Origin of the sequence: Streptomyces sp. NPDC059002 (genome assembly GCF_042740435.1) — a bacterium.
In the GTDB taxonomy this organism is placed as follows: Bacteria; Actinomycetota; Actinomycetes; order Streptomycetales; family Streptomycetaceae; genus Streptomyces.
Genome location: NZ_JBHYJI010000011.1, coordinates 20,389 through 43,885, shown reverse-complemented (window position 1 = coordinate 43,885; position 23,497 = coordinate 20,389). Strand labels below are relative to the sequence as shown.

Genomic DNA, 23,497 nt, shown 5'->3' with positions numbered 1-23,497 from the left:
GATTCCCGGGTGCGCGTGGCGCCGGGTGACCCCGCCCGCGATCAACTCGACGTGTTTTCACACCACTTCTTGAGCGACGCCGCCTCGGTGTCGACCGCCAGCCGGATCGCCTTGCCCGCCAGCAGTTTTGCCACGGGGGCGAGCGGCCCCGCGACGCTGAACGTCAGCTCCACCGTGGTCGGACCGCCCGCGCTTCTCACCACGTGCCCCGCGGCGAGGCGCAGTCCCGGGCTCCTGCTGACCCAGGTGAACGACGTGCCGTCGACCAGCTCGGTGACGGTCCACTCGCGGACCGGCTGCTTCGGCTGATGGACCGTCACTACGCTGCCCTGCTCGATGTCACCGCCGCCGTGGAGGCGGACCCCGGTCACGGTCGGCGTCCAGTCCGGCCAGCGCTCGACGTCCCGGACCGTGCGCCACACCTGGTCGGCCGGCGCGTCGATCGCCATGGTCACGGCATGCCTCATGCGGCCGAACGTACCATCTGGTACATGCCAAGGACAGACCTTCTCGACCGCGTCATCACCTATCTCGCCGAGGCCGGGGTGGGCGATCGCAGCCTGCGGCAGATCGCGGCCGGCGCGGGGACGAGTCACCGCATGCTGATCTACCACTTCGGCACGCGGGACGCGCTGCTCGTCGCCGTCGTACGCGCGGTGGAGGAGCGTCAGCGTGCGGCGCTGGCCGCACTGCGGTCGCGTACGCCCCGCGACATGGCGATCGAGTTCTGGCGGCTGCTGTCCGACCCGGCCCTGGCCCCGTACGAGCGGCTGTTCTTCGAGCTGTACGGGGCCGGGCTCGCCGGACAGGAGTCGGTGGCGCCGGTGCTGGACGGCATCGTGTCGTCGTGGCTCGCGGACGAGTCCCTCTTCGCCGGACTGCCCCCGGCCCGGGCGCGGATGGCGCTCGCGTTCATCCGCGGGGCCCTGCTCGACCTGCTCGCCACCGGCGACCGGGAAGGTGTCGACGCGTCCGTGCGGGAGTTCGTCGACTTGGTGTGGCCGCCGGGCCCATAGGGGCGACGAGCAAGGGGAGTTCGCGCGGCCGGGACGGTTCAGGACTTGTCGAGCTCGCCGAGCAGGCTCATGGTGAGGGCGTCTACCGGGCGCGCGGCGGTCCCGGTCTCCTCGCTGAAGGTGTTCACCATCATCACCACGGCGGTGGCGCTCTCCCGGATGAACGCCGCGCAGGTACTGAATCCGCCGGTGCCGCCGTTGTGCCAGGTCATGGTCCGGCCACCGGGCAGCGAGCTCAGGTGCCAGCCGAGCCCGAGCCGCAGCGTGCGGTCCACGGTGAACCGTGGCCGCTGAGTCAGTTCGATCGCGTCCCGCAGCGGCGAACGCCCGGGCCGCAGCTGGGCGTTCAGGAAGCGCACCATGTCATCGGCGGTGCTGTACATCGAGGTGCCCGCCGCGCTGAGAACGTGGTCGCGCCAGTCGGGCACGGGCTCGCCTTCAAGATGCCCGACGGCCTTGCGGGACGCCATGTCGGGCCGCAGGGTCGTCGTCGTGTCCACCAGGCCGAGCGGTGCGGCCACTTGGCGCCGCAGCATCGCGTCGACGTCGTCGAAGGCCAGCGCCTGGCCGAGCAGGCCGAACCCGAGGTTCGAGTACGCGTGCACCTTGCCCGGCTCGGTGCTCAGCGTCGTCTTGCGCAGCCCGGCGGCCAGGTCGTCCAACGTGTAGTGGGCGTACGGGTCGTACGGATCCGCTCCGGCGAGCAGGTTCGGCGGCAGGGAGGGCAGGCCGGAGGTGTGGGTCGCCAGGTCGGCGAGGGTGATCCGCCGAGGCCCCTTGCGCGGCACGCGAAACCGGGCGGGCAGCACGAGTGGCGCGTCCAGCCGGGTCCTGCCCTCGCGCACGGCGCGGGCGAGAGCCGTGGCGGTCAAGGTCTTGGTGATGGAGCCGAGTTGAAACACCGTCCGGCCGTCGGGCACCGGGGAAGCCGCGGCCGCGCCCTTGACGTAGGTGTGCCGACCGCGGATCACGCCGCAGATCACGCTCGGGCTGCCTGCGGCAAGGGCCCGGTCCAGGTACCGCTGCACCAGCGCGGGCAATCCGTCGGCCGCGGCGGCGTTGCCGGGCACCAGTGCCACACCGGCACCCGCAGCCGCCGTCGCCACAGCAAGGAACGTTCTCCGGTCCATGGGTTACTCCCCCGTTGGTCGCTTCTCGTTGGGGCCGGTTGTCCGTCGAGCGCTCAGAATCCGTCGTCCTGGGGCCCGTTCAGCCCGGACTGCCGGTCGGGACGCCTGCTGGTCGGGCGCAGGGGTCCGCTTCTGGAGAGCCAACTCACCAGCCGCGATCAGAGATTACGTCATTACGTAATCTCTGATCAAGCGGGGCTCGGCTCGCCGGAACCGGCTACCCCGTGGACAGTCCCCCTGGGTGCGTGGTGACGACATGTGATGCGATGTGCCTCTACTTCGAGGAGGCGACGGTGACCGGAACAGGTGCGCGGATGCTCGCGGCCGCCCTGATCATGGCCTGCGTGGCGCTCGTCGGCCCCAGCGCGCCGAACGCCGACCTCATCGCAAGGCCACTGCCCGCCGACGCCCCCGAAGCCGTCGTACCGAACCGGGTCATGACGTGGAACATCTGCAACCCCTGCAACAAGAGCGGGCAGAACGTCGGCCGGGCGGCGGAGATCGCCACATACGCGCCCCAGATCATCGGCCTGCAAGAAGCCTGCGTGCGTGACGTCGAAATGATCCGGGATCATCTGGAGCACTTGTACGGGCTCGTCTACCACGTCGAGTACGGCTCGGTTCTTCGCAACCGGAGCCGCTGCGGGGGCTGGCCGTGGAGCCCGGGGGCCTTCGGCCAGGCGATTCTGTCAGCGGCTCCGATGACGCATCGCGTGAACGTCGAATACCCCGACGGCGGATCCGAGGACCGCGGATACATGGCCGTCACCACCACCGTGGGCGGCCAGCCCGTCCGGGTCTTCAACACGCATCTCGCCCAACGGAGCCAGGAAGCCGTCCGATCGAAGCAGACCCGCGTACTGGCCGCGGCAGTCGCCCGGCACGACCGCGCCATCGTTCTCGGCGACTTCAACGCCGTGCCGGAAGCCCCCGAACTCAGCAGGATCTGGGCCCTCGCCACGGACGCGGACCCCGGATGCCGCCCCCTGACCGGCGGAACCTGCAAGCCGACCACCGATTGGTTCAGCAAGTTCGACTACATCTTCCTGCGCGGCATCACCCCACGCGAGCACGACGTACATCTCACGCCCTACTCGGACCACGACCTGCACCGCGCCGATCTCAACCCGGCCTAGGGGACCGCCGCCAGACCCGTACTTCGCGGGTCGTCGATTCGTTTGGTGTGACCGGTTCGGTGGTGTCCTGGGCGGGGGGTGTGGCGTTGGTGGCCAACCGGCTGACCTCGCCGGCGCCGCTGGTGCGGGTGGAGGACTGGGCCAGGTGCTGGGCGGTGGAGGAGGCGCGGGCGAGCGGTGAGTTCGGGATCGACGTGGCCCGGATGCACTGGGACATGACCAGCGTGTCCGCGCACGGGGCCTTCCCGGCTGAGGGCCAGGACGAGGACTTCCCCGTCATCGGCCACGGGCATCCCAAGGACCGGCGCTTTGACCTCAAGCAGGTCCAGGCCGGGCTCGCGGTGTCGGCCGACGGCAGCATCCCGCTCCACGCCCGGGTCTTCGGCGGTGGTGCGGCCGAGGTCAGCCAGGCCGTCGGCGCGATGAAGGACCTGCGGGCCATGGCCGGTGAGCGCGACTTGGTCGCTCATGCACCCGTGCGTGTAGTGCGCAGGTGTGCCGGCACGGCCCACCACTGGTCCGGGCGGTCGACGACCGGGGCGTCGGGGCCGGTCTCGCCGTATCGGGCGAGGCGCAGAAGGTAGGCCGCGATGCCTGCCGCGCCCTGCATCCACGCCGTGCCGGGCGGCAGCAGCGGCGGGTCCTCGCGGTGTTCCAGAAAGCGCCAACGGGCGCCCGCGTCATCCCTGATGACCCGGTCGACCAACGCGTCACCCATCCTGTGCGCGGCCCGCAGCAGGGTCTGTCTCCTCTCCGGCACCCGGCAGTCCTGGGCCGCGTCCAGCAGGACGTCTCCGACGCCCGCCGTTCCGCAGCAGCGGCCGTCGTTGTCCCAGAAGCCGGGACGGAGGCGTTCCGGCACACCCGAGGTGAGGATCGAGGTCATGCAGCGGTGCCGCAGTTCGTCGACGTCGTGGCCAGCCACCTCGGTGACCCCTGCGTGCGCCAGCGCGGTGAACAGGTGCGAGGTGCCCGCCGGGCCGTGGCACCACGTGTACGTCACCGGTTCCACCTCCCGGCGCGACGGCGGGATCGTGTGCGGGACGACGAAGCCCGCATCCTTCAACGACCCCACCGAGAGGACGTGCCGGGCGCCCGCGACCGCCGCCTCGACGAAGTCCTCGCGGTCCAGGGCGGCGCCCGCGACCGCCAAAGCGGCCGCGATCCCAGCGGTTCCGTGCGAGTAGTTCGGCGCCCTCGACGCCGCCCCCGGTGTCATACCCCAGTCGAGGCCCGCCTCCGTGCGGTCCGCCGCCCGCAGCAGGGCCTCGCCTCCCGTCGTCGCGATCGCGTCGGTGAACTCGCTCTTCGCCCAGACCGCCGTCATCACCACGCCCGCGGTGCCCATGACGACGTCGGTGAGGGGCGCGTCGGAGCCCGGGACGAAGTCGAGCGTGGTCTTCCATCCGTCGCCGGTCGCCAGGGCGGCCAGCCGCCGCAGCGCCACCACTTCCTCGCCCGGGGCGAGCAGTCCGAGCGCCGTCGCGTCGCCCGCGAGGCCGTCGTACAGCGAGGGTTCCGTTCGCTGCCCGGCCTGTGCCGACAGTCTGGTCACGATGCCGGTCGCCAGCGCCGTTTCCCGCACGCCCAGCTCCCGGTACTGCGCGATCTCGGCCAGCACCGGGGCCAGGCCGGCGATCCCCGCGTACAGCGAGTCGCGGTCCTTGGCAGGTGACGTGGCCTCAGGACCGCTCTCCACCACGGCCTGCACCAGCCACGGGCCCGCGTCCTCGCGCACGTGGTCCAGCACCCACGACCACGCGGCCTCGCCCACATCCCGATATACGTCGCTTCTCACCAAGCCACGCTACAACCGCCGGACCACCGGCCCAGGACGCCACCGAACCGGTCACACCAAACGCATCAACGACCCGCGAAGTACGGGGCTAGAGCTCGTCGTCCTGGGACAGCTCGTCCCAGCGAATGCTGCGCAGCGCAGGGTCGGCGTCCTCGCCCGACGGGACATCCGCGACGGGCTGGAACCAGACCACGACGAGGGCGGAACGGTGCAGCACCGGGTCGAGTTCAGGGGCGACCGCGGTCGAGCGGAAGAGGCCGGTGCAGGCCACGGGAGGCAGCACCTCGACAGGGCCGAAGGCGCCGGGGGTCTGGTCCGGGTATTCGCGGGAGGGCGGAACGAGATGGACCGGCAGGGAGGGGAACTCCTGCTCCGCCTTCCGCCGGAGACCGGTGACCTTCATGTCGTTGATGGGCTTGCACGGGTAGCCCTCCAGCATCCCGCCGTACGTCGAAGACATCCGCAGCTCGGTGAGCTCGATCGAACGGCCGGATGAGAGGGCTATGTGACTCAGCGACATCCCGACACCCTATGCGCTCAGTCCGTCATGCCCTCAGGCCGTCATGCCCTCAGGCCGTCGGCGGCCCGGCCTGCTCGTCCGGCCCGTCGCCGAACACCTGCGTGACGAGCCGCTGCTTCACCTTCTCGAACGCCTCGCCCATGGCGGTCCAGTCGAGTTCGGCGTCCCCGCAGGTCAGTGAGCCGGTCAGGGTCTTGCTGCCGTCGGGCGTGCTGTACATCAGCGCCGCCCAGCCCCAGAAGCCGCCGTTGTGCTGGTAGATGGTGCCGCCGCCCGCCGTCTTCTCCACGAACACCCCCAGGCCGTAGCCCACCTTGGGGTGCGGTGTGCGCATCTCGGCCAGCAGTGGGGCCGGCAGGAGCTTGCCGCTCATCAGCGCGGAGAAGAACGTGTGGAGGTCCTTGCTGGTCGAGATCATGTCTCCGCCGGTGGACGCCCAGGAGGGGTTGAACAGCGTGGTGTCGGCCACTTTCCACTCCCCGGCGTCGTCGTACCCGTAGTAGCCGTGGGCGTGCGGCTCGGGGATCTCCGGCGAGGTGCCCGGCGTCACGGTGCCGGTCAGTCCGAGCGGATCCAGGATCAGCCGCCGCATCTCCTCGTCGTAGGAGCGGCCGGTGACGTTCTCGATGAGCAGCCTGGCCAATACGTAGTTGGTGTTGGAGTAGCTCCAGTCAGCGCCCGGCTCGAACCGCGCGGGCCTGGCCAACGCCTGCCGTACCAGATCCTCGGGGCGGTAGGTGCGGAACTGGTTGTCCATCCACTCCTTGCCCACCCCGGGAACCACACCGGACACGATGGTCCCGTCCTCGTAGACCTCGCCGGTGAAGTTGAACAAGCCGCTGGTGTGCTGGAGCAGCATCCGCACGGTGATCCGCGGGTCGAGGCCGTACTCGGGCAGGTGCTCGGCCGCCGCGTCGTCGAGGCCGAACTTGCCCTCGGCCACCAGTCGCAGCACCAGCGCCGCGGTGAAGGTCTTGGTGATGCTGCCGATCCTGAAGTGCCCGTCGGTCGGCGGCTTGGCGGTCTCGCCCAGCTTGCGTACCCCGGCGCTGCCGGTCCACTGGCCCCGCTCGTCGTGCACGCGCACCTGCAGTCCGGCGAATCCGGAGTCGACGATCTCCTGGAGGGCCTGCTGCAGTTCCGGGCGTTCCGGTCCGACAGTGGCGGCGTCGTCGGTGGTGTGGAGGGACTCGTTCATGGTCGTTCCTCGTCTCGTGGCCGTGGCTGTTTCGCGCAGCTCGAAGGCGCAACGGTGGCCCTGGGGGCTGCCGTTGCCTCTGTCGAGGTGGGCATGCGTCGAGCGTGCACCCTGACCCAAGGTCAACCTCAAGTCCTTCCCGTGTCGGCCTCCGTGGAGGGGTGATGCGCCCGGACACGTGCGCGCTACTCTCGGCCCCTGTGATCGCCCGCTATCTGGAGGTGCGCTGAGCCGATGGCAGGTGGGCTGACGATTGGTCAGGCGGCGGCGTTCGTAGGCGTCACGATCAAGACCGTGCGGCACTATCACCGGCTCGGCCTGGTCCAGGAGCCGGAGCGCGACAGTTCCGGATACCGGCGTTACGGGTCGGCCGACCTGCTCCGCCTTGTCCAGGTCCGGACGCTCGCCGGGGCCGGGGTGCCGCTGGCCGAGGCCGGTGATCTGCTCGACGCCGATCCCGAGCGGTTCGCCACCGCTCTGGACGACGTCCACCGTCGGCTCACCGAGCAGATCGCGGACCTCGTCGCGCGCCGCGACACACTGCACCGGCTCGCCCATGGGGACCGGGCCCTGCTGCCCGACCGGGCCTGCGCGGCCTTGGCACGACTCACCGAACACGGCTTCAGCCCCGACTACGTGGCCACGCAACGGGAGGCCCTGGTGCTGGCCCGTGCGCTGGTCCCCGAGGTCTTCGACAGCTTTCTGGCCTGGCTCGAACACTGGCTGGAGGACCCCGAGTTCGTCGAGCTGACCAAGCTCAGCTGGGAGGTGACGTCCTGGGATCCGGACGACCCGCGGATCGCGGAGCTGGCCTCCGCGGTGTCCGACAGATTGCTGGCCGACCGCGCGCTGCTCGCGATGCCGACCGGGTTCCAGGACCAGTCCGACGCCGCCTCCCGGTACGGCCTGGTCAACCACCACCGGGAAGAGCAGTCGCCGTCCATCGCCCGGTTGAACGCGCTGGTCGAGGCGAATCTGCGCGCGGCGGGCATCGTCGTCCCGTATCAGTGACCGCCGGGGGCGCCGACGTCGGCCGTTCTCGGCTCAACTACTCTCGGCGCCCATGACGTTCACGCAGATCGGCGCTCTCGTACCGCTGTCCCGGCCCGGCTGGGTCGAGGCGGGCCAACACCTGCTCGCCGGAATCGAGTTGGCCGTCCGCGAGGTGAACGACGCCGGTGGGGTCGGTGGAAGGCCACTCGAGCTGGTGGTTCGCGACACCGCGGCCGATCCGGGGAGGGCCGCGGCTGCCGTGGACGAGCTGGCCCGCCTGGGCGTGGTCGCCCTGGTCGGGGAGTATCACAGCGTCGTCGCCCGTGCCGTTGCCACCAGGGCCGATGAACTCGGCCTGCCGTACCTCTGCTCGTCGACGGTCATCGACGCGCTCACCGACCAGCCGACGGAATGGGTCGCGCGCCTCGCCCCTGCGCAGTCCCACGGCTGGCGGATCTACGCGGACTTCCTCCTCGGCGCGGGCCACAGGCGCATCGCCGTGGCGACCCAGCCGAGTGTCTACTGGGCTTCCGGGACCCGCATCCTGCGGGACCATCTCGCTCCCCGCGGCGGCAGCGTCATCGAACTCGACACCCGCGAACTCGACCCGGCCGCGGTGTGCGACGCACTCGTCGGCCATGGCGCGACAGCCCTCCTCCTGTTGGCCGGCCTCCCGGATCCGGCGGTGTCGATCGTCACGTCCGTCCGCCACGACCCGCGCCTGGCCGAGATCCTCATCGGTGCTCCGGCAGGGCAACCGGAGTTCCCCGAATGGGCGGGCCTTCTGGGCGACGACGGTGCCGCGATCCCGTTTCTGCGCTACCTGCCCGAGCACCTCACCCCACTCGGCGCGCGCGTCGGGACGGCCCTGCGCGAACGGCTGGCCGGGGCGCCCTCCTTCGTCGCCTTCGAGGGCTACGACACGATCGCCGTCCTCGCCGACGTGCTGCGCTCGCACGGCACGGACCGGGCGCGGATCGCCGGAGCCTGGCCGCGCGTCGCGGTCGAGGGCACCCGTGGGCCGATCCGGTTCTCCCGCACGCCCGGCATCAGCGTGTGGCAATGGGCCTGGCCGCCGGTCCAGGTCGTCGACCGGGATCCGGCGGCCTCCCATCGCTTCCGGGTTCTCCACACCGGCTGAGTGGGAAAGGCAGTTGTTCCAGGAAAAGCCGCTCTTCGATTTCAGAGCATGATGAGCAGACGCGTCTTCGGCTTGAGCTTCCTGTTCACGGAACGACTCTGCACGTACACCTCCAACTCGGGGTTGTTTCCCGCCTTTACGGAGACGGTTCCCTGAATCCCCGTGCCGAACAGGAGGCTGCGCGCCGCGTCGCCCGTATAGGCGCGGTCGGTGTTCTTCTCGACCACGATGACTTCCTTGTTCTGCTGGACCTGGGCCCTGGCGCCCAACTGGTAGTAACACGCCCCGCGTTCGTACGTCACGCCCGGATGCGAATCGACGAAGGGGCGGATCTCGATCTCCTTGTCGACCTTGAGGAGCCGGTACTTGTCCGCCGGAATCGGTTCGAGGTTCGCCCGCACCTCGTCGACCGATATGTCCTGGCCGACGGCGAACAGATTCTTTGTGCCGCGCACACCCTGCTCGCGGCCCCGCAGGAAGCTGGTGGCCGCGGCTCGCACGGTACCGATCGCCTCCTCGACGCCCTTCTGGGAGTCCGCGTCCCAGATCGCGATGTTCCCCGCCGGGAAGCCGTAGTTCTGGGCGGTGCGCTTGGCCAGGGAGTTCGGCACGAGGATCGCGGAAGTCCAGTGCCCCGGAAGGCCGCCCATCGTCGCGGTGATCCTGTCGAGCCAGGGGCCGAGTACGGCAGGGTCGCCGTCGTGCCGCCGGTCGCCGCCCGAGGCGTTCTCCTCGCCGTCCGTCACCACGATCTGGAGGAAGCTGTGCTCGCCGTATTCCTCCCAGATATGGCCGAGGTCGTCCAGAGACTTCAGAGAAGCCTCGATGAGGGCCGTGGCGCCATTGTTGACCCGGTACAGGCCGCGCATCGACGGGAGATGCTTCACGTCCATGTCCCAGACCAGGTTCTCCACCCTGTGGTCGAAGGAGTACAGACTGATCCGCGTCTCATGGCCGAGGCTGTCCGATTCGGCCTTCAATCCCGCCACGAACTCATCCACGACGCGGATGAGTTGGCTCTGGTGCGGACGCATGGAACCGGAACAGTCCACTACCAGCGCGACGTGATTCACCTTGTGCTGGATCCTGTTTGCGGACACGTTTTTACTCCCCCTCAGAAGCTCCCCGAGTGATGTCTTCACTCTATGGGGAGGCACTGACAATCGACTTTGACGGCCGATCACCTTCCCTTGTCCGGCGCGGTGTTCGGCACGGCGGCCGCTCCCCCTCCCCCGTGTTCCTGACAGGGGAACCCTCGTACGCGATGATCTCCAGTCATGGAGTCCGAAGTCTTGGCCGCTGTCATCGGCGTGCCCGCGACCGTCATCACCGCAGCGATCGCCTACCCGGTGGGACGAGGAGTCGCCCGCCGTCAGGCCGCCGACCAGCACGAGCAATGGCTGCGCGCGGAGCGCCGCGGCGCCTCACAGGTCCTGGCGGACGCGGCCACCGCCTTCATCGAGGAGTCGAACACCGTGTGGGAAGCGGTCGTTCGGCCCGACTACGCCCACACGCGCCGCAGGGACGTCGAAGCGCGCAAGCGGCTCGACCCGGCCCTGTACGAACCGTTGCGGCAGAAGCTGAGCGCACTGCACAACGCCCTGCCCGCGGTCGCGCTCCACGGCCCGGACGACGTCACCACTGCCGGGCAGCACCTCTACGACACCGCGCTCGCCGGTGTCGGGGAACTCCTGCGCCTCGACGCGGCCTGCGTCCAGCGCTCGCTCATGGCGCACCAGAGCCGACAGGACCAGGCCGCGCAGCAGCGGGCCGCGGCGGCCGTGGAGGACCTCGACACCGCCTACGCCCGGCTCGCCGCCCCGTTCGGGCTCCCCGAGTTCGCCACCGACGTGGCCGACGCCCTGCACGGGACATCGGTGATCTCGGCCGTACTGCGCATCATGACGGCCTTCGAGGACCCGTCGATCGCCCCGGAGGCGATAGCCGATCTGCGGGCCGCGGTCGCGGACGATCCCGAACTCAAGGTCATGGCGGAGCCCCTCCTCCAGCTCGCCCCGCTCCTCCAGCTGCAGACGGCGGTGCAGGCCTACCAGGACGGGCAGACCGAGGACCCTCTGGTGTTGCTGTCGTCCGCCCAGACAGCGCTCCCTGGGCTGCTCGGGGTGACCGGCATGATCCAGGAACTCCTGGCGCAGGTCTCGGCCCCCGATGACACCGAGGGAGAGGCGGCGGACGACAGCGGCGTGGCCGAGCTCAGGCAGCTGCTGGCCGGAACCGGTGATCTGCTCAGCGGGCCCGCATCGAGTCTTCAGCAGATCCAGCAGTACATGGACATGGGCGACGACCTGGTGGCCACGACGGCCGAGAGCGGTGAGACCAACCCGCTCCTCGTGAGCGCCGCGTGGGCCTCAGGGCTGCGGAGCCTCGTGAACGACCCCGTACTCACCAACCACCTCACTCTCGCGACCGCGCAGACCCAGTTGATCAACAGCACCATCGAAGCGACCTTCGCACGGCGCATCCACACGCAGAACGACCTCGTCAGGGACGCGAAGGAGAACCTCTCGCAGGCCCGGATCGCCTTCCTCGACACCGCACGGCGCGCCATCGGGGCCGGTTAGCCGGAACGGCGGCCCGGGGGCAGCGCGTGGGCGAGGAGGATTTCTGCGGCCGCTCGTGCGTGGCGGCCGTAGTCCGCCTCGTCAAGGACCATGGCGCGGCTCGCGGCGCCGTCCGCGAGGGTCACCAACTGCTCGGCGAGCGCGGCGGGTCGGGCGCAGCCCAGGTCCGTGACGAGCGCGGTGACCAACCGGGTCATGAGCAGTTTCTGTTCGCGGGCGTAGGCGTGGATCGGGTCCCGGGGGTCGGGGAACTCCACCGCCGCGTCGATGAACGGGCAGCCGCGCACCGGGGAGACGTCCGCGGCGGGCGGGTCGAAGAGCCGGAGGATCCGCTCGCGGGGGTCGAGGTCCTCGCGGGTCAGCACGCTTTCGAGGGTGTGCCCCGACGCCGCGAGTGCCCGCAGGTGAGCGATCACGAGGTCGCTCTTGGTCCGGAAGTGGGCGTAGAGGGTGCGCTTGGACACCGGCGCCGCCTCCGCGATCTGTTCCATGCCGGTCGCGGTGATGCCCTGGTCCGTGAACAGCCGGTTGGCGGCGGTCAGGATGCGCTCCCGCGCGCCCCGCCCCGGCCGTCCCGCCGTCCCCGCGGTCGCTTCCGCCTTCTTCCCCGATGCCGCACTCATGCGCCAAGTATACGGCGACGTTTACTTACGGAGTGGTGAGTGGGTAGAGTCGCGGCCGTTCCAGTAAACGATGCCGTTTACCTTGTGCGTGAGTGAGGAGTACGTCATGAGTCGGTCCTGTCACACCGAGCTGAGTGGTCACGCGGAGCGGCTGATCCGCGGCCGTCGCGCCGTGCGCGCGTTCCGGCCCGACGCCGTGGCCCCGGAGACGATGCGCGCGATCTTCTCGCTGGCCGGTGCCGCGCCGTCCAACTCCAATACGCAGCCGTGGCGCACGGAGGTCGTCAGCGGCGCACCGCGCGACCGCCTTGCGGACGCGCTGCAGGCGGCCCACGCCGCGCGCCGCGTCTCCGCCGACTTCCCTTACCGAGACGACATGTACGCACCGGTGCAGCAGGACCGGCGGACCGCCTTCGGCGCCGAGCTCTACGGCGCGCTGGGCATCGGCCGCGACGACTCCGCGGCGCGTGCGGCCTACGACGCCGAGAGCCTGCGGTTCTACGGCGCGCCGCACGTCGCGTTCCTCTTCGTCTCCTCCGGCAGCACCGACGCACGCCCGGCCGCGGACGTCGGCGCCTATATGCAGACCTTGCTCCTGGCGATGGCCGCGTACGGCGTAGCCAGCTGTCCGCAGGGGCTGCTCAGCTTCTACGCCGACATCGTGCGCGGCGAACTCGGCATCAGCGAGGGGACGTTGCTCGTCGGGGTCTCGTTCGGGTACGCCGACGACACCGCGCCGGTGAACCGGGTCAGCACCGGCCGCGCGGACCTGGCGGCGACCACGACGTTCCACGGCTAGGGCTTGTCCGACGGGTCGGCAGCAGGGCGAGTGGCCAGGGCGCAGACCGAGGCCGGAACCATGAGCGTCTGCTCCAGCAGCTTCGCGCACGGCCCCGCGGGCTCGCGTCACCGGGCCGGTTCGATGCCCCACGCGGCGGCCCGGGCGGCGGCGGCCGCGCGGTTGGGCAGGTCGAGCTTGGCGAGGATGTGCTCGATGTGGGTGCCCACGGTGCGCGGCGTGATGTACAGCCGCTCGGCGATCTCCCGGTTGGTGCGGCCCGCGGTGAGTTCGGCCAGTACCTGGAGTTCACGCGGCGAGAGCCCGCCGGGCCGGCGTGCGGCGGCGGGGACCTCGGCCTCGGACTCCGCTTCCGGCGGCGCATCCGCGCCGGGGTCGACGGTGGCCGTGAGGGCCTCGGTGAGCAGGGTGACCACGGCGCGCGCCGCGTCGGGCGTGCGCCGTGGTCGGCGGGTACTGATGTTGAGCATGCCGACGTAGCGGCCGTCGGCGGCGAACAGGCACTGGGCCACCCCGCCCTCGATGCCGAGGGGGGACAGCACCTCCTGGAATCCCGGGGATGCGGCCAGGAGCGTGCGGGGGACGTCCGTGAGCCAGAGACCGCCGCGCACCGGGCTGTGCAGCACGTCGAACATCGGGTCGAGGTGCAGCCGGGACTCGATGTAGGCGGTGGCGTCGTCCGGGTAGCTCCCGGCCAGGGTGGTGTGGCGGCGGCGCCGCGCATCCCACCGGGTCAGGGAGGCGTGGTCGTACTCCATCACCTCCGACAGCGCGGCAAGCACCGTGTCGACGCCGGTCGCACCGCTGGTGGCACTTCTGGCCGCCGCGCGGACCTGGACGGCCGCGTCCAGGATGTCCGCCGTGCTCCGCTCCGCCGCCATGCCCCAAGAATGATCAGGTACCCGGGGTACGTCAATCGCGCAGATTGTCGTGCACGACCTGCCCGTCCACGACGGTGAGGACGACGGGCATCCGCGGGATGTCGTGGGGGTCGGCGCCGAGCAGGTCTCCGTCGAGTACGCAGAGGTCGGCGACCTTGCCCGGTTCCAGGGAGCCCTTCCAGTCGTCGGCGAAGTCCTGCCAGGCCGCGTCGATCGTGTACGTACGGATCGCCTCGGCCAGGCCGATGCGCTGCTCGGGGCCGCTGACCCGTCCCGCGGCCTTCGACTCGCGCAGCACCATGGTGGCGACGCCCTGGCGCCAGTCCGGGTGGGTGACGGGAGCGTCGGACCCGCTCGCGACCCGCACCCCGGCGTCGATGGCATCGCGGTAGGGCCAGGCGTAGGCGGCCCCGGCCGCGCCGACGAATTCCTCCTCCATATCGGCGACGGTCCACTTGATGGTGGGGTTCATGTTGACGCCGAAGCCGTGTGCGGCCAGCGCCTTCATGCTGTGCGCGGTGAGGAAGTCGCCGTGGATGACGTAGTGGCGGGCGTCGGGCCGCGGGTGCTCGGCCATGGCCGCGGCGAAGGCGTCCGCGACGGTGTCGCAGGCCCGTTCGCCGGTGGCGTGGACGCCCAACTGGTGCCCTGCGGCATGGGCGTGACGGATCATGGCGTCGATCTCGGCGATCCGCTCGGCGTCGGTCTCGCCGCCGACGCACAGGGAGCCGCAGCCGCCGCCGACGTACGGCTCGTGCATCCAGGCCGTCTTGTTGGGGACGATGCCGTCGGCGAAGACCTTGACGCCGTGGATCGCGAGGCGGCGCGGGTCGGCGTCGTCGGGCGCGCCGAGCGCGGTGAGGACCGTGAGGGCGCGGGCGAACTCCTCGGCGGTGCTGGTCATTCCGGTGGGCAGGAGCAGGACGCCGAGCCGGGCGGTCAGTTCGCCGTCGGCCAGCAGGCCGCGGTAGACGTCGAGGGTTTCCGCGCCGAGCGCGCCCCGCATGATGCCGTCGCCGCCGGGGCCGAGCCCGGGCTCGGTGTAGCTGGTCACGCCGAGCCGGGCGAGCGCGGCGAGGGCCGACTTGATCGCGTCGGTCCGCTCCTGCCGGCTGAGCGGCGGCAGCGCGTTCTGGACGAGGGCCTGGGCCCCTTCGTGCAGCAGCCCGGTCGGCTCCCCCGTCTCGTCCGTGACGATGGCGCCGCCGGGCGGTGCGACGGTGTCACGGTCGATCCCGATGAGCGCGAGCGCCTTGGAGTTGACCCAGGTGGCGTGCCCGGAGAAGGAGTACAGGACGACGGGGTGGTCCGGGCTGACGGCGTCGAGGTCGTGCCGCGAGGGCAGTCGCGACGGATCGGCGACGCACTCGTCGAGGTAGCCGGTGTCCCAGCCGTGCCCCGTCGTCCACTGTCCGGCAGGGGCCCGCTCGACGGCCTCCCGTACCGCTTCGGCGACGTCGGCGAGGGAGGACACGGCGGGGTGGCCGAGGTCGAGGGAGAGCGGCGGCGTCGACATGCCGAAGGCGCAACCGTGCAGATGGGAGTCGTTGATGCCGGGCAGCAGCGTCGCGCCGTGCAGGTCGACGACGCGGGTGGCCGGTCCGATGTACGGTGCGACGTCGTCCCGCCCGCCGACCGCGCTGATGATCCCGCCGGTCACCGCCAGGGCCGAGGCGACGGAGAACTCCGCGTCGACGGTGACCACCGGGCCGCCGAAGAACACCAGGTCCGCATACGTGTCCATGGAAGGTCCTTTCACACGACGGGTGCGCCACGGCGACCCGCGAACGATCTTCCGAGGACTATGCCGAGGCCCGCGCCCCGCGCACATCGGTCATCTCACCGATACGCGCTCCGGCGGGGCAGGCCGCCTTTCCGGCGGTCTACCGCGGCGCGTTCGGTGCCGCGTCCCGGTCGGTCTTGTGCACCACGGTGTCGTCGGGACCGACGCGCCGACCGTCGGCGGAGCGGGCTTCGAGGGCACGGAGCGGACGGCCGCTGCGCCGGTCGACCAGCTCCGAATGCGGTTCACCGGGCTCGAAGAAGTGACTCTCGCCCCACTGCCGCAGCGCCACGATGACGGGGAAGAGGTCCATCCCCTTGGGCGTCAGTACGTATTCGTGGTAGGCGCTGCCGTCGGATGCCGGTACGACGTCGAGGATGCCGCCCGCGACGAGGCTGCGCAGGCGCGTGGACAGGATGTTCTTCGCCACGCCCAGACTGCGCTGGAACTCCCCGAAGCGGCGGCTGCCGTCGAAGGCGTCGCGCACGATCAGGAGTGACCACCAGTCGCCGATCGCGTCGACCGACCGGGCGACCGGGCAGTCGCTCTCGTCCAAGCGGGTCCGCCTGACCATGCCTGCCTCCATCCCACGCCAATGGTTGCAACATGCTACCAGGTACGGCTACGTTCCCACCTGGTAGCAAGATGCAACCACCGATCGGAAAGGCACGCCGTGACCACCTGCGACGAAACGACCCGCGCCGCCGAGGCGCCCGGACAAGCACCGCCGCGCGCACTCCCCCGCCGCACCACACTGCTCTTCGCCCTCGCCGGAGCGGTGGCGGTCGCCAACGTCTACTTCGCCCAACCGCTCCTGGCCACCCTGAGCCAGGACTTCGGCATCGGCGCGGGCACCGTCGGGGCCGTCGTCACCCTGACCCAGGTCGGCTACGGCCTCGGGCTGTTCTTCATCGTGCCGCTGGGCGACCTGATCGACCGAAAGCGGCTCATCACCGTCCAACTCCTGCTCCTCGCACTGGCGTTGACCGCCGTGGGCCTCGCGGGAACCGCGCCGGTGCTGCTGATCGCCATGACCCTGATGGGATTCCTCGCGGTGGTGACCCAGTCCCTGGTGGTCTTCGCCGCGTCGCTCGCAGGACCGGCCCAGCGCGGCCGCGTCGTCGGCCTGGTGACCAGCGGCGTGGTCATCGGCATCCTGCTCGCCCGCACGGCCTCCGGGCTGCTCGCCGACCTCGCGAGCTGGCGGGCGGTCTACCTCACGTCGGCGGTGCTCACGCTCGTACTCACCCTGGCGCTCCACCACGAGCTGCCGCGAACGACCGCGCCCCGCCCGGCACTTGGCTACGGCCGGCTGCTCCGCTCGACGCTCACCCTGTTCACCGAGGAACGCGTGTTCAGGCACCGCGCCCTGCTCGCCCTGCTCGTCTTCGCCGCCTTCAGCACCCTGTGGAGCTGTGTCGCCCTGCCGTTGAGCGAACCTCCCCAGTCGCTGACGCACACCGCGATCGGGGCCTTCGGGCTCGTGGGCGCGGCGGGCGCGCTCGCCGCCGCCCCGGCCGGCCGGCTGCACGACCGCGGCTTCGCCCAGCGCACCACCGGCACGGCACTGGCCCTGCTCGTCGTGTCCTGGCTGCCCCTCGCCTTCACCCGGCACTCGCTGTGGGCGCTGGCCGTCGGCGCGATCGTCCTCGACCTCGCCGTCCAGGCCGTCCATGTCACCAACCAGAGCCTGCTGTACGGCCTTCGCCCCGACGCGGGCGGGCGGCTGATCGGCGGCTACATGGTCTTCTACTCGATCGGCAGCGCGACGGGAGCGCTCGCGTCGACCACCGTCTACGCGGCCGCGGGCTGGGGGGCCGTCTGCCTCCTGGGCGCCGCGATCAGCGCGACCGCCCTCATCCTGTGGGCGGTGACCCGGGCCCGGCCGTCAGATACCGCGTGAGCATGTCGACGAGTTCGGCCTCGAGGCGGCGGGCGTCGACGGAACGCGGCGCGGCGACGAGTTGATGGACGACGGTCCCGGCCGTGGACACCACGAGCTGGGCGGCGACGTCGGTGTCGGTGACGCGGACCTCGGGGTGGCGTGCGAGCAACTCCCGGGTGTGGGCGACCTGTTCCCGCTCGTGCCGGGCCATCCGCTCCAACAGCTCGGGGTCGCGCGGCGTCCGCTCCATCATGACCTGCAACAGCTTCGGGTCGTCGAGGTGGTTGTCGACCAGGGAACGTACGTATCCGCGCATGATCTCCTCGATCGACGCGGGCTCCTCGGCGTCCTGGTGCTCCTTGCTCGAGACCACCGTCGCGTCGAGGTGACGGGTCACCAGCTCCAGCAGGATGGCGTCCTTGTTCGGGTAGTACTGATACAGCGAACCGATCGAGATCCGCGCCCGTTCCGCGATCCGGTTCGTGGTCCCCGCCGCGTACCCGTACTCGGCGAAAACGTGAGCAGCCGCGGCGAGGATGCGCTGCCGGGTGAGCTCGGCCCGCGCCTGACGCGGCTGTTTACGTGCCCGGATCGGGTGCCGGTCCGCTGCCATGCAGCCCTCCTTGCCGCGCCGCGAATGCGAGTGGCGCACGATGCGAGTAATTGCTCACAATAGTGCCATGACCTGCGGGTAAGCCGAGCGCGGCCGATATCGGCGTGCGGTCGGAGCCGCGCCCCTCCAGACCCAGGGAGCCTTTGTGACGCAGACCGGTGTCCGCCCCCGGCGGCTGTCACCCGCCGAAGTCCGCGCGCGGCTCGGCATGCCCGAGGGCATGATCGAGGCGAAGATCCGCGACCGTATCGACGAGCACTTCCGCCGTTTCATCGCGCACTCCCCCTTCCTCTCGCTTGCGACGGCGGACGCGGCGGGCCGTGCCGACTGCTCGCCTCGCGGGGACTACCCGGGTTTCGTGAAGGTGCTCGACGAGCACACGCTGGCGATGCCCGACCGGCCGGGCAACAAGATCGCCGACTCCTTCCGCAACCTGGCGGAGAACGACGGGGTCGGGCTGTGCTTCCTCATCCCCGGGGTGCGCGAGATGCTGCGGGTCAACGGCAGCGCGTACGTCACCGACGAGCCCGATGTCCTCGCCCGTATGCACACCGAGGGCCGGGAGGCCGTACTGGCGCTGGTCATCGAGGTGGACCAGGCCTACTTCCACTGCGGCCGCGCACTGGTCCGCTCCCGCCTGTGGGATCCCGCGAGCCAGTCGCTGGCCGACGAGATGCCCTCGGTCGGCGAACTCGTCGCCCCGCAGATGGGCCCCGGCGTCGACCCCAAGACCATCGACGAAGGCCTCGAAGAGGCCTACCGCACGCTCTACTGATCCCCCCTCACATGCTCCCTCGCCCCGTCCGCTCCGCCGAACCGCCCCGAGGTGAAACAGCGATGCAGGTCCAGCACACCGTCGTCGACCGCGTCGACCAGGTCGCCGATGACGTCGTCTCGCTCGTCCTGCGCGGCGACGGAACCGGCTCCCTGGCGCCGTGGGACCCGGGCGCGCACATCGATCTGACGCTGCCGAACTGGCTCACCCGCTCGTACTCGCTGTGCGGGGATCCCACCGACCGGGAGCGCTATCGCGTCGCGGTGCGCCACGACCCGCTCAGCCGTGGCGGCTCGGAGTACATCCACCACTACGTCCGCCCGGGTCGCGCCCTTCAAGTGTCGCTCCCCCGCAACCACTTCCCGCTGCTGCCCGCGCCGCGGTACCTCTTCCTCGCCGGCGGGATCGGCATCACCCCTCTGCTGCCCATGCTGGCCGCGGCCGTCGACGCGGGCGCCCCCGCCAGCCTTGTCTACGTGGGGCGTTCGACGTCGGCCATGCCCTTCGCCGGGGAGCTGCGCTCGCGGTACGGCGAGCGGGTGCGGCTCGTGGCCACCCGCAGGGACGGCCGCCCCGACCTCGCGGCCCTGGCCGCCGAGCTGGCGCCCGACACCCTGGTGTACTGCTGCGGTCCCGCCCCGATGATCGCCGCGGCGCAGGCCGTCTTCCCCGCGGCGTACCTGCACACCGAGCGGTTCCGCCCGGCCGTCAGGACCTTCGCCGCGAACACGCCGTTCGACGCGGTGTGCGCACGCTCGGGGCGGACCGTCCCGGTCGCCGCCGACCAGTCGCTCCTGGACGCGTTGCACCACGCCGGACACCCGGTGGCCACGGGCTGCCGGGAAGGCGTCTGCGGGAGTTGCGAGGTGACCGTGCTGGCAGGTCGGCCGGAACACCGCGACGACATCGGCGCCCCCGCCGGTCGCATGTACGCGTGCGTGTCGCGGTCCCTCACACCGGAGTTGCGCCTGGACCTGTGACCGGGGCGACGGCGCGCTTCAACGGCTCGGCCGGTCTCCCGCCCACACCGCGGGGGTCCGGCCCGACCACGGGCAGGCCTGTTCGAGTTGGCCCGCGAGGCGGAAGAGGCGGCCCTCGTGTCCGTGACCGGCGGCGAACTGCATGCCGACCGGCAGCCCCGTCCCGGCGTCGGCCGTCACGGGTACGGACATGGCGGGGATGCCCGCGACATTGAACGCCATGGTGAACGGCGAGCGGTCGTTGAGGCGGGCGATCCAGCCGAGGCCGTCCAGTGTCTCCGCGCCCTCGCCGTAGGCGCCCAGGAGCATGGGGAGTTCCGGCAGGGTCGGGGTGAGAAGGACGTCGTACGCGTCGAAGTACCGTGCCAGGCTGCGGGCCACCCGGTTCCTGACGGCGAGAGCGGCGACGAACTGGGCGCCGCTGACCCGCTGCCCGTAGGCGTATCCGGCCAGGGTGACCGGCTCAAGGGTCGAGGCGTCGACGGGCCGTCCGGAGGCGGCGGCCAGTTCGTCGGTCAGGGCCGTCAGATTCACCGCCATCAGCCGGGCGTTGGCCAGCACGAACTCCTCCCAGCCGACCCCGAGTCGCACCTCCGCCTCCGTCACCCGGTGGCCGAGGGATGCGAGCAGCCGCACGGTGCGCGCGAGGGCGTCGGCCACCGGCGGCGTGGTGCGGCGCCCGCCCCACGCCTGGGCGAGGACCCCGATCCGCAACGCGCCCGGCGGGCGGGTGACTTCCTCCGCGTACGGCCGGTACGGCTCGGGAGCGACGTAGGGGTCGCCCGGTTCCGGGCCGCGGATCCGGTCGAGCAGCGCCGCGCTGTCGCGCACCGTGCGGCTGACGCTGCCGTGCACGGCGAGGCCGCTGAAGACTTCGTCGGCGTCGGGGCCCATGGAGACCCGGCCGCGGGTGGGCTTCAGTCCGAAGAGGCCGTTGTAGGCGGCGGGTATGCGCAGCGAGCCCGCGGCGTCGGTGGCGTGGGCGATCGGGACCACCCCGGCGGCGACCGCCGCGGCCGCGCCCCCGCTGGATCCGCCCGCGCTCCGCTCCGGGTCCCACGGGTTGCGGGTCGCGCCGTACAGCGCCGGTTCCGTCGTGATGCTGTACGCCAACTCCGGTGTCGCGGTGCGCCCGAACGTCACGAGGCCCGCGCGGCGGAAGCGCCGCATCAGGGAGGAGTCGGCGGCGGCGACGTTGCCCGCCGCGAGACGACTGCCCAGCTCCGTGCGCCGGCCGGCCGCGGTGACTCCGATGTCCTTGATCAGGAAAGGGACACCGGCCAGGGGGCCGCTGCCCGCGTGGGGCTCTTCGTCGGTCGGCCATGTCTCCACGATGGCGTTGATCCGCGGGTCGACCGTCCGCGCGGCGTCGCGTGCGGCTGCTTCCAGCTCGGCGGGGGCCACCTCGCCCGCGGCCACCAGCTCCGCGAGCCCGACCGCGTCGAACCGCACGTACTCGGCAACTCTCACTGTCACTCCCAGAGGACGATCGATACCGTCGAGTCCCTGGCGATACCGATCGGTATCGCATGGGACGGACTGGTACCGTAGCAGAGGGTGAAGGGACGCCCCGCCCATCGACCGAACGTCACGGAGCAGTCATGGCATCGACCGTCAGAAGGCCGAGCAGGGTGGCGAAACTGCCGCCTCGTGAGCGGATCCTCGACGCGGCGGAAGAGCTCTTCCAGAGCGAGGGGATCCGGCGGGTGGGCGTCCAGGCGATCGCCGAGCGGGCCGAGACCACCAAGATGGCGATCTACCGGCACTTCGAGACCAAGGACGCGCTGGTCGCGGAGTGGCTGCGGATCGTCGCCGCCGACTACCAGGCGGCCTTCGACCGGGTCGAGGCCGAACACCCCGACCGGCCACGGGACCAGATCCTGGGCCTGGCCCGCTTCATCGCCGAGGGCCTGCCCGCGATCTCACACAGGGGCTGCCCGTTCATCAACTCCCTCGCCGAACTGCCCGACCGCTCCCATCCCGCACGGCAGGTGATCGAGGAGCACAAGGCCCTCCAGACCCGCAGGCTCGTCGGCATGTGCGCGGGGGCCGGGCTGCCCGACCCCGAACAGACCGCGGCCGAGATCACCTTCGTCCTCGAAGGCGCACAGGTCAGCACGCAGAACGGCAGCATCGACCGGGCCGGGGAGCGACTCCTGAGGATCGTCGAGGGGATCGTGGATCAGCGCCGCTCCCCCGCCCCGCCCGGCACGTCCCGGGCGTCCGCCGACTGAGCGCGGGAGCGGACCGCGTACCCCAGATACGTCACCACCGGGCTGCCCTCCGGTTCGAGCACCATGTCGACCAGCTCCGGCAGTTGGGCGTCGGTGAGCGTGCCGCGCCTGCGCCCGCGTACCGCGCGGACCAGGCTGCGTACGCCCCTCGGCTTGAACGCCGAGACGTCCTTCGCGGCCAGCCCTGCCCGGCCGAGGGACCGGGCGAGGTCCGCAGGGCGGCGCAGGCGGTGGGCGGCGTAGCGGCCGCGGGGCATGATCCGCGTGCCGGGGAAGCCCTGGAAGGCGCCGAGGTAGATGAGGCGGGACACGGGGGTGCGGTTCACCGTGTCGTAGACGAGGACCCCGCCGGGGCGCAGGACGCGCGCCAGTTCCACGAGGACCGCGTCGGGCCGTTCGGTGATCTCCAGGGTGTCGGCGCAGTAGACGAGGTCGAAGGAGCCGTCCGGCAGGCCGAGTTGCTCCGCGGGAGCGGTCAGGTAAGTGATGCCGAGGCCGTCGTCCGCGTCCTGGGCGAGGGCCGTCGCGGCGGGTGACGGGTCGGCGGCGACCACCTCGAAGCCGACCCTGGCGAGGCCGCGCGCGGGCAGGCCGCGGCCGCTGCCGACGACCAGCGCCCGGCTGCCGGTCGCCGTGAGGCGCGCCTCCCCGAGCACGTGCCGCAGGTACTCCATCCGTACGGACTGGAAGGTCAGGGCCCGGATGTGGCGGCCGTCGACGGCCGCGGGTCCGGCCGAGTCGAGTGCGATGTGCGGGGCTGTGGTCATGGCAGGCTCCCTCGACGCGCAGGGTCGGGTTCCCTGAGGAAACCTAGCACCGTCGAGTTCCCTCAGGGAACCCGGCGGCGTTACGATCCGACCGTGACCCGCACCCCTCTCTCCGGCGTCGCGTGCTCGATCGCCCGCGCGACCGACCTGTTCGGCGACGCCTGGACGACCCTGATCATGCGCGACGTCCTCGTCGGCATCCGCCGCTTCGACGAGCTGGCGGAGGACCTCGGCCTGTCCCGCAAGGTCCTCGCCGCACGCCTTGCCCGCCTTGTCGAGGAGGGCGTCCTGACGCGCGAGCGCTACCAGGTCAGTCCGCCGCGTGAGGAGTACGTGGCCACGGAGAAGGGCCGCGAGCTCTACCCCGTCCTGCTGGCCCTGATGGCCTGGGGCGACAAGTGGTACGCGGAACCCGCGGGCCCGCCCGCCCTGGTCCGGCACGACGCCTGCGGACACGTCGCCACGCCCGTCGTGTCCTGCGACAGCTGCCGGGAGCCGCTCACGGTGACCGATACGACGCAACTGCCCGGCCCCGGCGGGCGGGTGGGGCCGGGCACACGGCTGCTCGGACCGCTGATCGCGGCGCGGGGCGGGGCGGAACCCGACCCGGGCACCCAGCGCCGCTGACCGCGGAAAGACGCTG

Annotated in this window: 25 protein-coding genes; 12 read left to right on the top strand and 13 right to left on the bottom strand. The window is 71.3% G+C overall.

Annotation, left to right across the window (positions count from 1 at the left end):
* Window positions 1-41: 41 nt before the first annotated feature.
* The gene (locus ACFWZ2_RS12825; RefSeq protein WP_384545097.1) at window positions 42-467 is read right to left on the bottom strand and encodes an SRPBCC family protein; all 426 of its coding nucleotides are present in this window, start codon (window positions 465-467) and stop codon (window positions 42-44) included.
* A 24-nt stretch (window positions 468-491) separates the two neighbouring features.
* Between ACFWZ2_RS12825 and ACFWZ2_RS12820 the strand changes: the two genes are divergently transcribed.
* A complete protein-coding gene (locus tag ACFWZ2_RS12820; protein WP_384545096.1) occupies window positions 492-1,016 on the top strand; it encodes a TetR family transcriptional regulator in 525 nt (174 codons plus the stop codon).
* 38 nt (window positions 1,017-1,054) lie between these two features.
* On the opposite strand, the gene ACFWZ2_RS12815 is transcribed toward ACFWZ2_RS12820, so the two are convergent.
* Window positions 1,055-2,146: a serine hydrolase domain-containing protein gene (locus ACFWZ2_RS12815; RefSeq protein WP_384545095.1), complete on the bottom strand. Its 1,092-nt coding sequence runs from the start codon at window positions 2,144-2,146 to the stop codon at window positions 1,055-1,057.
* 266 nt (window positions 2,147-2,412) lie between these two features.
* Here ACFWZ2_RS12815 and ACFWZ2_RS12810 point away from each other — a divergent pair, with 266 nt between their 5' ends.
* Entirely contained in the window at window positions 2,413-3,282 is an 870-nt protein-coding gene (locus ACFWZ2_RS12810; protein ID WP_384545245.1) for an endonuclease/exonuclease/phosphatase family protein, read from the top strand.
* Between the two features lie 47 nt (window positions 3,283-3,329).
* Window positions 3,330-3,866 (top strand): hypothetical protein, encoded by a 537-nt coding sequence (locus ACFWZ2_RS12805; RefSeq protein ID WP_384545094.1) that lies wholly within the window; start codon window positions 3,330-3,332, stop codon window positions 3,864-3,866.
* Here the strand turns inward: ACFWZ2_RS12805 and ACFWZ2_RS12800 are convergent.
* From ACFWZ2_RS12800 to ACFWZ2_RS12790, 3 genes are all read right to left on the bottom strand, one after another.
* A complete protein-coding gene (locus ACFWZ2_RS12800; protein WP_384545093.1) occupies window positions 3,749-5,080 on the bottom strand; it encodes a lanthionine synthetase LanC family protein in 1,332 nt (443 codons plus the stop codon). The two genes, ACFWZ2_RS12805 and ACFWZ2_RS12800, sit on opposite strands and share 118 nt — an antisense overlap.
* An 88-nt stretch (window positions 5,081-5,168) precedes the next feature.
* Window positions 5,169-5,600, bottom strand: a complete 432-nt coding sequence (locus ACFWZ2_RS12795; RefSeq protein ID WP_384545092.1) for a hypothetical protein — start codon at window positions 5,598-5,600, stop codon at window positions 5,169-5,171.
* 49 nt (window positions 5,601-5,649) lie between these two features.
* On the bottom strand, window positions 5,650-6,798 hold the full coding sequence (locus ACFWZ2_RS12790) for a serine hydrolase domain-containing protein (protein WP_384545091.1): 1,149 nt from the start codon (window positions 6,796-6,798) through the stop codon (window positions 5,650-5,652).
* A 234-nt stretch (window positions 6,799-7,032) separates the two neighbouring features.
* Here ACFWZ2_RS12790 and ACFWZ2_RS12785 point away from each other — a divergent pair, with 234 nt between their 5' ends.
* Both ACFWZ2_RS12785 and ACFWZ2_RS12780 read left to right on the top strand, forming a co-directional pair.
* Window positions 7,033-7,809, top strand: coding sequence for a MerR family transcriptional regulator (locus ACFWZ2_RS12785; protein WP_384545090.1), 777 nt, complete (start codon window positions 7,033-7,035; stop codon window positions 7,807-7,809).
* A 52-nt stretch (window positions 7,810-7,861) separates the two neighbouring features.
* The gene (locus ACFWZ2_RS12780; protein ID WP_384545089.1) at window positions 7,862-8,932 is read left to right on the top strand and encodes an ABC transporter substrate-binding protein; all 1,071 of its coding nucleotides are present in this window, start codon (window positions 7,862-7,864) and stop codon (window positions 8,930-8,932) included.
* 41 nt (window positions 8,933-8,973) lie between these two features.
* On the opposite strand, the gene ACFWZ2_RS12775 is transcribed toward ACFWZ2_RS12780, so the two are convergent.
* A complete protein-coding gene (locus ACFWZ2_RS12775; RefSeq protein ID WP_384545088.1) occupies window positions 8,974-10,032 on the bottom strand; it encodes a VWA domain-containing protein in 1,059 nt (352 codons plus the stop codon).
* A gap of 177 nt (window positions 10,033-10,209) precedes the next feature.
* On the opposite strand from ACFWZ2_RS12775, the gene ACFWZ2_RS12770 reads away from it, so the two are divergent.
* A complete protein-coding gene (locus ACFWZ2_RS12770; protein ID WP_384545087.1) occupies window positions 10,210-11,514 on the top strand; it encodes a hypothetical protein in 1,305 nt (434 codons plus the stop codon).
* On the opposite strand, the gene ACFWZ2_RS12765 is transcribed toward ACFWZ2_RS12770, so the two are convergent.
* Window positions 11,511-12,137, bottom strand: a complete 627-nt coding sequence (locus tag ACFWZ2_RS12765) for a TetR/AcrR family transcriptional regulator (protein ID WP_384545086.1) — start codon at window positions 12,135-12,137, stop codon at window positions 11,511-11,513. The genes ACFWZ2_RS12770 and ACFWZ2_RS12765 overlap by 4 nt on opposite strands.
* Before the next feature lie 106 nt (window positions 12,138-12,243).
* Here ACFWZ2_RS12765 and ACFWZ2_RS12760 point away from each other — a divergent pair, with 106 nt between their 5' ends.
* Window positions 12,244-12,936: a nitroreductase gene (locus tag ACFWZ2_RS12760; RefSeq protein ID WP_384545085.1), complete on the top strand. Its 693-nt coding sequence runs from the start codon at window positions 12,244-12,246 to the stop codon at window positions 12,934-12,936.
* A 107-nt stretch (window positions 12,937-13,043) separates the two neighbouring features.
* On the opposite strand, the gene ACFWZ2_RS12755 is transcribed toward ACFWZ2_RS12760, so the two are convergent.
* The 3 genes from ACFWZ2_RS12755 to ACFWZ2_RS12745 form a co-directional block, all read right to left on the bottom strand.
* Window positions 13,044-13,817, bottom strand: a complete 774-nt coding sequence (locus ACFWZ2_RS12755) for a response regulator transcription factor (RefSeq protein WP_384545084.1) — start codon at window positions 13,815-13,817, stop codon at window positions 13,044-13,046.
* A 31-nt stretch (window positions 13,818-13,848) separates the two neighbouring features.
* Window positions 13,849-15,561, bottom strand: a complete 1,713-nt coding sequence (locus tag ACFWZ2_RS12750; RefSeq protein WP_384545083.1) for an amidohydrolase — start codon at window positions 15,559-15,561, stop codon at window positions 13,849-13,851.
* Window positions 15,562-15,700: 139 nt separating this feature from the next.
* Window positions 15,701-16,174 (bottom strand): winged helix-turn-helix transcriptional regulator, encoded by a 474-nt coding sequence (locus ACFWZ2_RS12745; protein ID WP_384545082.1) that lies wholly within the window; start codon window positions 16,172-16,174, stop codon window positions 15,701-15,703.
* A gap of 99 nt (window positions 16,175-16,273) precedes the next feature.
* Between ACFWZ2_RS12745 and ACFWZ2_RS12740 the strand changes: the two genes are divergently transcribed.
* Entirely contained in the window at window positions 16,274-17,503 is a 1,230-nt protein-coding gene (locus ACFWZ2_RS12740; protein WP_384545081.1) for an MFS transporter, read from the top strand.
* On the opposite strand, the gene ACFWZ2_RS12735 is transcribed toward ACFWZ2_RS12740, so the two are convergent.
* Window positions 17,457-18,098, bottom strand: a complete 642-nt coding sequence (locus tag ACFWZ2_RS12735; RefSeq protein ID WP_384545080.1) for a TetR/AcrR family transcriptional regulator — start codon at window positions 18,096-18,098, stop codon at window positions 17,457-17,459. The two genes, ACFWZ2_RS12740 and ACFWZ2_RS12735, sit on opposite strands and share 47 nt — an antisense overlap.
* Window positions 18,099-18,243: 145 nt before the next feature.
* On the opposite strand from ACFWZ2_RS12735, the gene ACFWZ2_RS12730 reads away from it, so the two are divergent.
* Both ACFWZ2_RS12730 and ACFWZ2_RS12725 read left to right on the top strand, forming a co-directional pair.
* Window positions 18,244-18,873 carry an MSMEG_1061 family FMN-dependent PPOX-type flavoprotein gene (locus tag ACFWZ2_RS12730; RefSeq protein WP_384545079.1) on the top strand — a complete coding sequence of 210 codons (630 nt, stop codon included), beginning with the start codon at window positions 18,244-18,246 and terminating at the stop codon, window positions 18,871-18,873.
* A 62-nt stretch (window positions 18,874-18,935) separates the two neighbouring features.
* Window positions 18,936-19,853, top strand: coding sequence for a PDR/VanB family oxidoreductase (locus tag ACFWZ2_RS12725; RefSeq protein ID WP_384545078.1), 918 nt, complete (start codon window positions 18,936-18,938; stop codon window positions 19,851-19,853).
* An 18-nt stretch (window positions 19,854-19,871) separates the two neighbouring features.
* Here ACFWZ2_RS12725 and ACFWZ2_RS12720 read toward each other — a convergent pair whose 3' ends face one another.
* Window positions 19,872-21,323 carry an amidase gene (locus tag ACFWZ2_RS12720; RefSeq protein WP_384545244.1) on the bottom strand — a complete coding sequence of 484 codons (1,452 nt, stop codon included), beginning with the start codon at window positions 21,321-21,323 and terminating at the stop codon, window positions 19,872-19,874.
* Between the two features lie 131 nt (window positions 21,324-21,454).
* Between ACFWZ2_RS12720 and ACFWZ2_RS12715 the strand changes: the two genes are divergently transcribed.
* Window positions 21,455-22,087: a TetR/AcrR family transcriptional regulator gene (locus tag ACFWZ2_RS12715; RefSeq protein WP_384545077.1), complete on the top strand. Its 633-nt coding sequence runs from the start codon at window positions 21,455-21,457 to the stop codon at window positions 22,085-22,087.
* Here ACFWZ2_RS12715 and ACFWZ2_RS12710 read toward each other — a convergent pair.
* Window positions 22,036-22,854 (bottom strand): class I SAM-dependent methyltransferase, encoded by an 819-nt coding sequence (locus ACFWZ2_RS12710; protein WP_384545076.1) that lies wholly within the window; start codon window positions 22,852-22,854, stop codon window positions 22,036-22,038. The two genes, ACFWZ2_RS12715 and ACFWZ2_RS12710, sit on opposite strands and share 52 nt — an antisense overlap.
* Window positions 22,855-22,947: 93 nt before the next feature.
* On the opposite strand from ACFWZ2_RS12710, the gene ACFWZ2_RS12705 reads away from it, so the two are divergent.
* Window positions 22,948-23,481 (top strand): winged helix-turn-helix transcriptional regulator, encoded by a 534-nt coding sequence (locus tag ACFWZ2_RS12705; RefSeq protein WP_384545075.1) that lies wholly within the window; start codon window positions 22,948-22,950, stop codon window positions 23,479-23,481.
* The last annotated feature ends 16 nt before the right edge of the window (window positions 23,482-23,497 follow it).